General features: G+C 39.3%; 7 protein-coding genes. All 7 read right to left on the bottom strand.

What is annotated here, in order from left to right; translation table 11 throughout:
• Nucleotides 1-9 precede the first annotated feature (9 nt).
• The 7 genes from BS34_RS0101995 to malQ all read right to left on the bottom strand — a co-directional run bounded on the left by BS34_RS0101995 (nucleotide 10) and on the right by malQ (nucleotide 12,424).
• Complete coding sequence (locus BS34_RS0101995) at nucleotides 10-1,380, bottom strand: RNA-binding domain-containing protein (protein WP_029406883.1); 1,371 nt, start codon at nucleotides 1,378-1,380, stop codon at nucleotides 10-12.
• On the bottom strand, nucleotides 1,380-3,284 hold the full coding sequence (glmS, locus tag BS34_RS0101990) for a glutamine--fructose-6-phosphate transaminase (isomerizing) (RefSeq protein ID WP_029406882.1): 1,905 nt from the start codon (nucleotides 3,282-3,284) through the stop codon (nucleotides 1,380-1,382). The genes BS34_RS0101995 and glmS overlap by 1 nt, the downstream gene beginning before the upstream one ends.
• A 139-nt stretch (nucleotides 3,285-3,423) precedes the next feature.
• Nucleotides 3,424-3,942, bottom strand: coding sequence for a type II secretion system protein (locus tag BS34_RS12465; RefSeq protein ID WP_029406881.1), 519 nt, complete (start codon nucleotides 3,940-3,942; stop codon nucleotides 3,424-3,426).
• 485 nt (nucleotides 3,943-4,427) lie between these two features.
• Nucleotides 4,428-6,920, bottom strand: a complete 2,493-nt coding sequence (locus BS34_RS0101980; protein ID WP_029406880.1) for a glycogen/starch/alpha-glucan phosphorylase — start codon at nucleotides 6,918-6,920, stop codon at nucleotides 4,428-4,430.
• Nucleotides 6,920-8,437, bottom strand: a complete 1,518-nt coding sequence (gene glgA / locus BS34_RS0101975) for a glycogen synthase GlgA (RefSeq protein WP_029406879.1) — start codon at nucleotides 8,435-8,437, stop codon at nucleotides 6,920-6,922. Before glgA ends, BS34_RS0101980 begins: the two co-directional genes overlap by 1 nt.
• Before the next feature lie 299 nt (nucleotides 8,438-8,736).
• Complete coding sequence (gene glgB / locus BS34_RS0101970; protein ID WP_029406878.1) at nucleotides 8,737-10,953, bottom strand: 1,4-alpha-glucan branching protein GlgB; 2,217 nt, start codon at nucleotides 10,951-10,953, stop codon at nucleotides 8,737-8,739.
• Between the two features lie 55 nt (nucleotides 10,954-11,008).
• Nucleotides 11,009-12,424, bottom strand: coding sequence for a 4-alpha-glucanotransferase (gene malQ, locus BS34_RS0101965; RefSeq protein WP_051640635.1), 1,416 nt, complete (start codon nucleotides 12,422-12,424; stop codon nucleotides 11,009-11,011).
• Nucleotides 12,425-12,498 lie beyond the last annotated feature (74 nt).

The following is a 12,498-nucleotide window of genomic DNA, read 5'->3' as shown; positions in this document are numbered from 1 at the left end:
ACTAAAAATTTATTTAGCATGGTATCCACCTGTTTTAGACGCACCACGAAACTCTATCATATTTTGGTCTTTTAATTGTTTTAACCAGCGTTCTAGGGTTTTTACTGGCACATTAAGCTGCGTTTCAATTTGCGTAGTTCTTAAGCCTGGATTTTTTTGGATAAAATCTAGAAGTTTTTTTACACCCTCAGTTACACCCTCAGTTACACCCTCAGTTACACCCTCAGTTACACCCTCATTCGTTACCGAAGTTTGTTTTTGTTGATTATAACCAATGGCAACCATATAGCCATCCCCGCTTTCTTCATAATCAAAAGTCATGGTTGGGTAATTTTGTATTGCTTTTCGGATACGCTGATAACCACTACCGTATTTTTCGATATCCCCAGTTAAGTAAAAGCCTTCGGCAACCAGCTTATTACGGGTACGCGAGGGGTAACTATCGGTTTTTAATTGCTCAATGGTTAAGTCGCCATAGAGTTTTCCAGGATTAAAAATAGTGATTTTTTGGTCAAATATTTTAATTTGATTGTCCACGGGACTAGTGTAATCTCGATGAATGATTGAGTTTAATACCAATTCACGAAGAGCTTCAAGCGGATATTCAAAAATTTCGGTGCGCTCGACTTTTTTTCCAGTAATTTCAAAGGCGACTTTGAGATGAGAAATGATGATACGCATAGTTTCTTCGACTGCATCAAACAAGGTGGCACGAACCATTTTATCGTCAATAATCATACTTGGTGTCTTAAAGCGCCCGATATGAATATTGTAAGTATTTTGCTCTTTGCCAAATAACAAATTAGCGGCGTGAGTCACCTGGTTTTCTTTAAGCAGATTGAGTTTGATAAGGCTTTCTTCAGGTGTTCCGTTTAAGCTAAAACGCCCTTTTTGATTCACTCGCTCGATAAACTTTTTAATTTTCGTTGGGTCTAAATCATTCAAATTTGTGGCACTGGCAGGGTAGGCATCCCATGACAATTGCAGAGATTGAAGGTGCATATTGGCAATTTCAGTCAGCGTCATTTGGTGATTGCTATTGACTTTGCGCTGGTAGAATCGCCCTTTAAAACTGACTGGCTTAATTGGAAATTCACCTACCTTAATTACTAAAACAGAGTTGTTTTCAATTAACACTGGTTCAACATCCACAATTAAACCTGGCTCTGTTTGCGTTTTGATTTGGTTAATAATCTTTTGTGGTGTTTCTTCAGTTACTGCCAACCCTGATATCGTGCCGTTATCTTGCACACCAACTAACAACCATCCCCCTTTAGCATTGGCAAAAGCACACATCGTTTCAATCGCTTCTTTACCAAATGATTGCTTAAACTCTAGCGTGCCAGATTCTCCTTGTTGTATTAGGGTTAATAAATCCATTACTCTACAGTGACACTCTTAGCCAGGTTTCTTGGTTGATCCACGTCAGTGCCTTTAATTAGGGCTACGTGGTAGCTTAATAATTGCAGTGGAATATTAAAGGTTATTGGGGCGGTAATTCGGCCAACATTACTCGTTGTTTTCACCACTTTAAAATCTTTGTCTGAACTGACATCGGACTCTTCGTCTTCAAAGACGATCATTTGTCCACCACGGGCTTTGACTTCTTGTAAATTTGATTTTAATTTTTCTAGTAAATCATCTTTTGGAGCAATTGCCACGACTGGCATAAGCTCGTCAATTAACGCTAACGGGCCATGCTTTAGCTCTCCTGCAGGATAAGCTTCCGCGTGAATATAGCTTATTTCTTTTAGCTTTAAAGCACCTTCCAGCGCAATGGGGTACATGGTTCCACGCCCTAAAAACAGTGCATTGTTTTTATCCGCAAAAGTATTGGCAATCTCTTTTATTTCATTTTCATGCTCTAAAGCACTGGTTACTAGGCCTGGTAATTTGATTAAACCGTGTACAATTTTTTGCTCTTGTTCTTTATCCATTAACCCTAATGTTTTACCAACAGAGGTTAATAATAAAGATAACGCGACTAATTGTGTAGTAAAAGCTTTAGTTGATGCCACCCCAATTTCAGGCCCGGCATGAGTTAAGAATGTTAAATCACTCTCTCTAGTTAGACTGGATTCTGGAACATTACAAATGGTTAACGTTGGGATATTAAGGGTTGTTCTGGCCTTTTGATTTCCATGGATTGCCGCGGCACTTTGCTCTTCGCAATGACAGTAATTTTTAATTTGTTGCAGTGCTGCAAGTGTGTCGGCCGTTTCGCCTGACTGACTAATCGTAACAAACAGGGTATTGTTTTGAATAACTGGATTACGGTAACGATATTCACTAGCGACTTCAACCTGACAAGGCAGACCAATAATGTCTTCAAACCAATATTTAGCGACTAATCCAGAATGATAAGAGGTACCGCAAGCAATGATTTGGATTTGTTGAATGGTTTTAAAAATCGCTTCGGCATTATGCCCAAAAGCGGAGGTTAAAACACTATCTTTAGTTATTCGAGCTTCAAGTGTGTCGATGACGGCTTGTGGTTGTTCAAAAATTTCTTTGTGCATGTAATGGCGATGTTCACCTAAATCTACCGCGTTAGCTGATAGCTGAGACTGTTTTATTGGGCGTTTAACCAAATCTCCATTTGCATTATAAATTTTGACACTTTCGCGGGAAAGCTCTGCAACATCCCCCTCTTCTAAAAAGATGAAGTTTTGAGTAACAGGCAATAATGCTGACACATCAGAAGCGATAAAATGTTCACCAATCCCCACACCAATGACTAAAGGACTACCTTTTCTTGCTGCAATGAGTGTTTCTGGGAAATCTGAAGAAATAACACCTAACGCATAGGCTCCATCAAAGAGAGCAACCGCTTTTTGAACAGCTTGTAACAAAGTAGATGAATTTTCTAATTGCTGGTGAATACCATGGGCAACGACTTCTGTATCGGTCTCTGAAGTAAAAAGATAACCTTCTGTAAGCTGCTGGGATTTTAAACTCTGGTAATTTTCAATAATACCGTTATGAACAACTGCTACTTGATTATTACAGATATGGGGATGGGCATTATTTTTGGCCGGAACACCATGCGTAGCCCAGCGAGTATGAGCTATACCAATACTGCCATTAAATTCTGTCGTTTGTGATTGAACTTTTTTCTCTAGATTAATAATCTTACCCAGAGAGCGTACACGTTGAATATGACCTTGAGAATCTAAAAGTGCAATACCAGAAGAATCATAGCCTCGGTATTCGAGACGCTTAAGACCTTCCAAAAGTATGGGAACAATATTTCTTTCTGCTACTCCGCAAACAATTCCGCACATAACTCAACTCAATACAAACAAAATAAGCTTGGTATTTTATATTAAAAGCCCTGCTTTCTGTATTTATTTCCAAGTTAATAGGTAGATTCTCCTGCGATTAATTAACAAAACTAACGACAAACATGCTCTCTTAAAAAGCCTATAACCTCATACAAAGCTGCGAACCATTTAATGTATACTCAATTTCTCCACTGGTTCTTGAACCTTCATCTAATTGTGATTCTATTGATTTAGCCAAGTTGACATCAATATCGGTAATACACAACTGATTTTCCCCTGCGATTAAGCCATAGTTTGCACCACTACTACCGCCCCAAGTGGCTTTAAATGCGCTTCCTATTGATGGCATCGGATGTAGACTTTGACTAAAACCTGCTTGAAAAATATCATAAAAATAACCTTCGCTTGGAGAAGCGTCTGACGATAGAACTGTTTTAAACCTGCCTGGCTTACTTGTATCTTCGCCAGGAAGTTTGGACAATTTATCTTTATAGAGCAGAGATATCATCTTAAACTCTGATAACTTTTTAATATCAGCATTTATCTGAGCATTTTCAATCATCGCTTGCGCCTTTAACACTGCACCAAACAACAAGCCGATAATTACAAGCACCATACTCAACTCTACCAAACTAAACCCATGCTGATCTCGTTTCATACTAAACCTTTAAAATTTATACGACAATAACCCGTGCAAATAATCATTAATACTAATTCGATAGTATATTAAATAAGTAACCAGATTCAAGTGATTTAAAATTAATCCTTATACGATTTAGTAGCTATCTTTAAGATAAAAAAAGTTTTTCTTTCTATGCCCCTAATTGAATGGAATTGTTTAAGAATTTTGTGATTGCAAGCATGGTAGATATTGTTATGACATAATCATTTTGTCATTGCGAGGTCGTAGACCGTGGCAATCCATGGCTCACGGCGGGGCGCTGTATTTAGACTTTAACCCTGGATTGCTTCGCTTTGCTCGCAATGACGTTAGAGGATTCGTGGGTACAGCATGGTTTTACTAGAAATACCAGTGATTGATATGGAAGTGTTATTGAGTTACCAGGCCTGGTTAGTTTTCCAGGCTTGGTTTTTTTGATGGGTTTAAAAGAGTAAATTACATGATTTTTGAGTCATGTAACCTTAGTCTTTAATGGTAATAGGTTCTAATTTCCAAATATCTTCGTTATATTCTTTCATGGTTCTGTCTGTTGAAAAAATACCACTTCGAGCTGAGTTAATAATACTCATTCTTAGCCAATTACTTCGGTTTTGATAAGCTTGTGCCGCTTGTTCTTGAACCTCAATATAGCTTTGGAAGTCAGCCAGTGTCATCCATGGATCTGTTGGGCTTTTTATTGAGTTGATAATATCGTTAAAAATACCTGGTTCAAATTGATTGAAGTGACCCGATTCTAATAATGACATCACTGACTTTAGCGCATGACTCTCATTGATGTAATTTTGTGGCTGATAATGATGACGTAAATCTTCAACTTCTGGCGTTTTTAATCCAAATAAAAAGAAATTGTCATCGCCGACGGCTTCTCTAATCTCAACATTGGCACCATCTAAAGTCCCAATAGTTAAAGCTCCGTTCATCATAAACTTCATGTTCCCTGTACCAGAAGCCTCTTTACCCGCAGTAGAGATTTGCTCTGATAAATCGGTTCCCGGACAGATGACTTCCATAGCAGAAACGCGATAGTTAGGAAAGAACACAACTTTTAACTTATCACCAACATCTGGATCAGCGTTAACGATTTGTGCAACATTATTAATGAGTTTAATAATATTTTTTGCCATTACATATCCCGGTGCCGCTTTACCACCAAAAATAACACTCCGGTTTGTCCAATTAGCGGTATCACCTTCTTTAATTCGAGCATAAAGATGAATAACATGAAGTACATTTAACAACTGACGTTTATATTCATGAATACGTTTAACTTGAACATCAAACATAGAATCAATAGATAACTTAACCCCTGTTTTACGCTCGACCATTTCAGCTAAACGCTGTTTATTGTTTTGTTTAACTTCATACCAGGCTTTCTGAAAGGCTTCATCATTTGCTAAAGGCTCAATCTTTTCTAGCTCGGTAAGTTTAGTAATCCAACCTTCACCAATTTTGTCTTTTAATAACGCTCGTAATTCCGTGTTACAGCCAGCCAACCAACGTCTTTGAGTCACACCATTGGTTTTGTTATTAAATTTTTCTGGCCAAAGCTGATAAAAGTCATTAAAAAGACCCTCTTTTAATAACTCTGAATGTAAAGCAGCAACGCCATTTACCGAATGACTTCCCACAATGGCTAAATAAGCCATACAAACATTATTATGCTCATCAATAATTGACATGCGACGTTGTCTATCTACATCCCCAGGCCACTTCATAGAGACTTGGGCTAAGAAACGATGATTGATCTCGTAGATAATTTCTAAAGGGCGCGGTAGTAACATTTCAAATAGACCAACGGACCATTTTTCTAAGGCCTCAGGTAATAGAGTATGATTGGTATAGGCCATTGTTTCGGAGGTAATCTTCCAGGCTTCGTTCCATTCAACCCCCTCTTTATCAACTAATAAACGCATTAATTCAGCTACCGCTAAACTTGGATGAGTATCATTTAATTGAAAGGCATTGTATTTTGCAAAGTCATCGAAACTTGTATTATTGTGTTTCCACTGTTGAACGACATCTTGCAAACTTGCCGAGACTAAAAAATATTGCTGCTTTAGTCTTAAAACCTTACCGTTTTCACTGCTATCATTGGGGTATAAGACCATAGTAATGTTTTCAGCTTCGGCTTTTTCTGCAACGGCTTCATGGTATGACCCTGCATTAAACTGAGACAAATTAAACCCTTCTTGAGCCTGGGCAGACCAAAGTCTAAGCGTATTAACGGTTTGATTTTTAAACCCTGGAATAGGGACATCAAAAGGAACGGCTTCAACCACTTCAGCACCTTCCCAATGCACAATAAGTTGCCCTGTATGTGGGTCAGTATATTCTCGCGTTTCACCCCCAAATTTAATCACTCGGGTATACTCAGAACGCTCAACTTCCCAAGGATACGGACCAACGCCTAACCAGTGGTCTGGCTCTTCGATTTGATAACCATTTTGAATTAACTGGCGAAACATTCCATATTCATAACGCAAGCCATACCCCATAACCGGTAGCTGCAAAGTAGCACAACTATCCATAAAGCAAGCGGCTAATCGACCTAAACCACCGTTTCCTAAACCTGCATCACGCTCTGCATCTTCAAGTTCTTCTAAATTGATACCTAGGTCATACATCGCCTGCGCAGTTTCCGACTCTACTCCTAAATTGAGTAAGTTATTCGTTAAGGAGCGACCGATTAAAAATTCCATTGAAAGATAATATGCTTTCTTTATTTTTTTATCGTTATATGCTTCCCAGGTCTTTTTCCAATGCGCCATTAATCGATCTCGCATGGTGTAAGACAGCGCCTTATATAGGTAATAGTCTTCAGAGGTGATATTACGACCTAATGTATTGCATAAATATTTTAAGAAATCGCTTTCAATATCATCTTTTTCCATACCAATATGCTGGAGCATATTAACTATGACTTCCATTCTTTTTGCTTCTATGTGCGTAGGCATTACTTTTTCTCCGAATACATTTCTATATATTTTTTTGCACTATGCTTCCAATCTAATGACTGTTCCATACCTGTTTTTTGAATTTTTTGCCAGGTACGTTTTTTGCCAAAAAGGTGTAAGGCATGCAAGATAGTTGATTTTAGAGCATGATGGCTCGGGTCATAAAAGACAAACCCAGTAGCGGTTCCTGCTTTTATATTTTCATTGGTGGCATTAACAACGGTGTCAGCCAGTCCACCGGTATGGTGAACAATTGGAGGCGTGCCATACGCCAAGCTATACATTTGATTTAACCCACAAGGCTCAAAACGAGATGGCATTAAAAACATATCCGCCCCCGCTTCAACTCGGTGTGCTAAAGATTCTGAATACCCAATAAATGTCCATAGACGATGCGGGTATTTTTTTGAGATTGATTTAATCTGAGCTTCAAAATATTTATCTCCCGTACCCACAACCACAAAATTTGCGTTGGTCTGTTGAATCAGCTCGGGCATAACCTCAAGCACCAAATCCATTCCTTTTTGTTCAACTAAACGACCCACTAAACCAATCAGTGGCTTATCCATACAGCTAGATAAACGTTCTAAAGACTTTTTCTCTTTTTCGCCGCGCAAGATGCAAAGCTCTGCCAACAACGCTTTTTTATTAGCAAGCTTGCCGGCTATTCGACCTTTTTTAACAGAATAATTTTTTTCAATTAAATTGTCTGTTTCAGGGTTCCAAACATCTTCATCAATACCATTAATAATCCCTGTCAACCGACCTTCGGCATCTCGCTTCTGTAAAATACCTTCCATGCCATAGGCAAATGCAGGGTAACAAATTTCTTTAGCATAAGTTGGGCTTACCGTTGAGACCCAATCCGCCTTTATTAACCCGGCTTTAAGCATTGAAAAATGGCCGTAAAACTCAACGCCATCAACCCCCCAAAGTTGCCAAGGCAATCTCAGAGAATCAAACAAAGACTTAGGGAAATTACCAGGATAAGCCATATTATGAATGGTAAACACCGTTTTAGGGGCATCCTTTTCAAGGCTTAACAACGCCGGTACAAGCCCCGTTTGCCAATCATTACTATGCACAACATCCGGCTGCCACTTTAAGCCTACACGATTCATAGCCAGCTCATTAACCACCATGGAAAATACCGCAAAACGCTCGCCGTTATCCCACCAATCGGTGCCATCTTCGGCTAGATAAGGATTACCAGGCCTGTCAAATAACTCTGGAATATCAATCAACCATACCGGAAAATCAACGCCTTTCATCGCGCCGGTTTTAAGTTGTAAAACTCGCACTTGATAAGCTTTTCCACATCCATTCACGCTAAGCTCAGCGACTTTTTTAATCCCTTTATTGCTGACTTTTTTCAAGACGGACTGATAAGCGGGTAACGCTAAACGAACTTTATGTTTAAGAGCGACTAAAGCATTGGGTAAACTGCCCGAAACATCAGCTAAACCACCAGTTTTAATAAATGGGTGAGCTTCTGATGTTGCAAAAAGAATTTTCATTTAGTTTCCTGATTTATGTTTCACCACGAAGACACCAAGTCTCCGAGTTTTTAAATGTAAAGAGACCTTTGCACGAGAGTATGCACGAGTAAAAATGGTTAAAATTCACCTGATTTTTGTTGCAAAACTTGCGAATAGCTCGCTATTCCCTGCGATTCGCGCCGCAATCAGGCAAATTTTCCCTCATTTTTCTTTCGCACCTATCTCGTGCAAAGGTCTCGTAAAGTTATTGTAATCTGCGTTTTTTTTTGCAAAAAGCGTTCAACTAAAACAATAGTCTTTTGCTCATATGCATTCACTTATTTAAGTCTTAAAACCACCACACTTAATGGCGGCAAAGTCATTTCGGTTGAATAGGATTGGTTCATCCAGGCAACGTCTTCACTATTAACATGCCCCGCATTTCCCTTATTACTTCCACCAAACAGTTCTGAATCAGAGTTAAGCACTTCAATATACTGCCCGGCTTGAGGTAAGCCAATACGATAACGCTCTCTAGGAACCGGGGTAAAGTTAAACACGCAGATTAATTTTTGATTTTCAGAGTGACGTATAAAACTTAAAATAGATTGTTGATAATCATGACAATCAATCCATTCAAAACCAGAAGACTCAAAATCTCGTTCATATAATGCCGGATAAGATTTATAGAGTTCATTAACGGATTTAGCCAATAATTGCACGCCACGATTTAGGCTATCCTCACATAAATGCCAATCTAATGAACGCGATTCACTCCACTCGCCCCACTGCGCAAACTCACACCCCATAAACAATAATTTTTTACCTGGGTGTAAGCCTTGATAAGCTAACAGTAAACGTAAATTAGCGGCTTTTTGCCAATCGTCACCCGGCATTTTTGCAATTAAAGACCCTTTAAGATGCACCACTTCATCGTGTGAAAGTGGCAATACAAAATTCTCCGTATAGGCATACATCTGGCTAAAAGTCAGTTGATTATGGTGATAAGGACGATAAATAGGTTCTTTTTCAAAATAATCCAGGGTGTCGTTCATCCAACCCATGTTCCATTTCATGGAAAAACCTAAGCCCCCCATCCAATTTGGGCGTGAGACCATTGGCCAAGAAGTTGATTCTTCCGCCATCACAACCGCACCAGGGCATTGAGCATGAACCTGTTCATTTAAGCTACGCATAAAATCAATGGCTTCGAGGTTCTCTCTACCGCCATGTTCATTGGGTAACCATTGACCTTCTTCACGCGAGTAATCAAGGTATAACATTGAAGCAACCGCATCAACGCGCAAACCATCAATATGTAACTCTTTTAACCAGTACAAAGCGTTACTAATTAAGAAATTTTTAACTTCATTACGCCCAAAATTAAAGATATAAGTTCCCCAATCTTGGTGCTCACCTCTGCGAGAATCTTCATGTTCATAAAGAGCACTTCCATCAAAACGGCCAAGTGCAAATTCGTCCTTTGGAAAGTGTGCTGGAACCCAGTCCAAAAACACACCAATATCATGTTGGTGGCAGTAATCAATAAAATAACGAAACTCATCCGGTGAACCAAAACGGCTGGTAGGGGCAAAATATCCGGTGGTTTGATAACCCCAAGACTCATCTAGAGGGTGTTCGGAAATTGGCAATAATTCAATATGGGTATACCCCATCCATTGAACATACTCGACTAATCGATGTGCAATTTCTTTATAACTTAAGAAGTTCCCATCATCTGCTCTTTGCCAAGAACCTAAGTGAACTTCGTAAATATTGATTGGCGATTTTTGCCAATCAAATTCAGTTAATTGTTTTGACCAGGCCTGGTCATTCCACTTATGTTTTGATTCGTGAACAATACAGCCTGTTTTTGGACGCACTTCCATAGAAGTTGCATAAGGATCTGTTTTGGTAAAACAGTGACCAGTTTGCCTATTGCGGATTTCAAATTTATAAATATCACCTGCCTGCAAACCAGGGATAAACAACTCCCAAACGCCTGAGCCCCCATTTACACGCATTGGATGCCTTAAACCATGCCAACCATTAAAGTCACCTACGATAGAAACACGTTCTGCCGCTGGAGCCCACACAGCGAACTGTACACCAGAAACTCCGTCTACAACCTTAGGATGGGCACCTAACACATCATACACTTGCCAATGTTGGCCTTCTGAAAACAGGTGTAAATCCAACTCCCCTAACTGTGGCATAAAGGTGTAAGGTGAAATTGTTTCATGAACAGAATGATCAGCTTCGGTCCACTTCACCGAATAGTGTTTTGGTAGTTTTGCTTTTTGTTTATCTGTAATAAAGGCCATAAATAAATCTGAATCTTCAACACGTTTAAGGGGTATCCCTTCTACCTCAGCCTCTTCTGCCGATGGTAACCAAACCGTTAAACTCCAACCATTCTCTTTATGTTTTTCTTTCTCAGACATATCAACAGGATGACAACCCAAAAATAAAAAGGGGTCATAATGACGTCCTTGCGCCAATACATTGATATTTGACTGCAAGACTTTACCGAGAGTTTGCCAACTAATTTGCATAGAATTATTCATCACTTTTATATTTTGTTATTTTGTATTTAGTCTTTTTAATTCACTAACGTTTTGCTTGTTGAGTCAAAGCATTAATGTTTTGAGCTAAGTTATCGGGTAATTGCTGCCAATTAAACTGCCAAGTCCAGTTACCTTCTGAAGTGCCTGGAACATTCATTCGATGCGCACCATCCAGCATTAAAAAGTCCTGCATCGGCACAATGACTCGCTCCGCAACAGAATTAAAACCAGCTATGACTAAAGGCCAAGGCATGGTATAAGCTAAAGATTTATCTAAACCAGCTTTTGCGACGACTTCTTCTGCCAAAGGTTGGAGTTGCTGCATAACCCAATTTTTTGCCCCTTCATCTAAGCTTTCAAACCACCCAATTGTCGTATCATTATCATGAGTACCCGTATAGGTTACAGAATGATTTACTTGTTCATGAAGTGAATGAGGATTATCAGGCAAACCGTTAAATCCAAACTGCAATACAGACATGCCTGGTAAGGCATACTTCTCTTTGAGCGCAACCACTTCGTCAGTAATAATTCCTAAATCTTCAGCAACTAAAGGTAAATCAGGAAAATCTTGTTTTAAAGCCTCTAAGAGCGCATCACCTGGAGTCTTTACCCACTGCCCATTCATCGCAGTTTCTTCTTTGGCATCAATTTCCCAAGAAGCATCTAACCCTCTAAAGTGGTCAATTCTAACCAAGTCAAACTGATGAAGAGCCTCCGCAACTCGCTTGCGCCACCAACTAAAACCATCGGCTTGCATAACCTCCCAATTGTAATGAGGATTACCCCAGCGTTGCCCCGTTTCTGAAAAGTAATCAGGAGGCACCCCTGTAACGACCGTTGGGTCTAAATTTTTATCTAACTTAAACTGCTGAGGATTCGCCCAAACGTCTGCACTATCAAAAGCCACAAAAATCGGCATATCCCCAAATAACTGAATCCCTTTTTGATTGGCATCTTTTTTTAATTTGTACCATATAGAAGATAAAACAAACTGCTGCTTTTTTAATAAGAGTATTTTATCAGCATGCTCATTTGAAAAATTCTCTAAAGTCTCTACGTCTCTATATTTCAAGCCATGCGGCCAAGCTGACCATGAGGCATGATTTTGCTGTTCTCTAATAGTCATGAATAACGCGTAATTTTCTAACCAGTGTGGCGGCTTTGCTAAATACAAAGCAAATTCAACCGGGTGAAAATGCGCTTCCCAATCATGGGGTAATAATGCCGGATTTAAAGCAAAAGCAGAAACCGCTTGATAAGGAGACAAATCATCATGTGGCTGAGTTAAAGGAAGCATTTGCCAAATCTTTAAACCCGCTGATTCCATCCAATCTAAAAACAACCAGGCCTGGTCATTCAATTGGCCTGGTAAATCCTTTTCAGAACCATTCTCCATACCTGTTTGATTGGGTAATGAAGTTGGATGAAGTAATACACCTGCTTGTCTTTTGTTCACACAGTTATCTCTACTTTTTATTGGAACGGTTATCACAATCCCTTTAGGAATTTCAATCTATGGCTTTCGGCATA

It is taken from the genome of Thiomicrorhabdus sp. Milos-T2, assembly GCF_000702325.1.
Taxonomy (GTDB): Bacteria; Pseudomonadota; Gammaproteobacteria; order Thiomicrospirales; family Thiomicrospiraceae; genus Thiomicrorhabdus.
Note: the sequence above shows the minus strand (reverse complement) of the source record. Positions and strands in the feature narration are given on the sequence as shown.

What these genes read in the sequence shown, in the direction of transcription:
- BS34_RS0101995 (WP_029406883.1), bottom strand. Translation starts at nt 1,380, where the DNA reads ATGGATTTATTAACCCTAATACAACAAGGAGAATCTGGCACGCTAGAG.
- glmS (WP_029406882.1), bottom strand. Translation starts at nt 3,284, where the DNA reads ATGTGCGGAATTGTTTGCGGAGTAGCAGAAAGAAATATTGTTCCCATA.
- BS34_RS12465 (WP_029406881.1), bottom strand. Translation starts at nt 3,942, where the DNA reads ATGAAACGAGATCAGCATGGGTTTAGTTTGGTAGAGTTGAGTATGGTG.
- BS34_RS0101980 (WP_029406880.1), bottom strand. Translation starts at nt 6,920, where the DNA reads ATGCCTACGCACATAGAAGCAAAAAGAATGGAAGTCATAGTTAATATG.
- glgA (WP_029406879.1), bottom strand. Translation starts at nt 8,437, where the DNA reads ATGAAAATTCTTTTTGCAACATCAGAAGCTCACCCATTTATTAAAACT.
- glgB (WP_029406878.1), bottom strand. Translation starts at nt 10,953, where the DNA reads ATGCAAATTAGTTGGCAAACTCTCGGTAAAGTCTTGCAGTCAAATATC.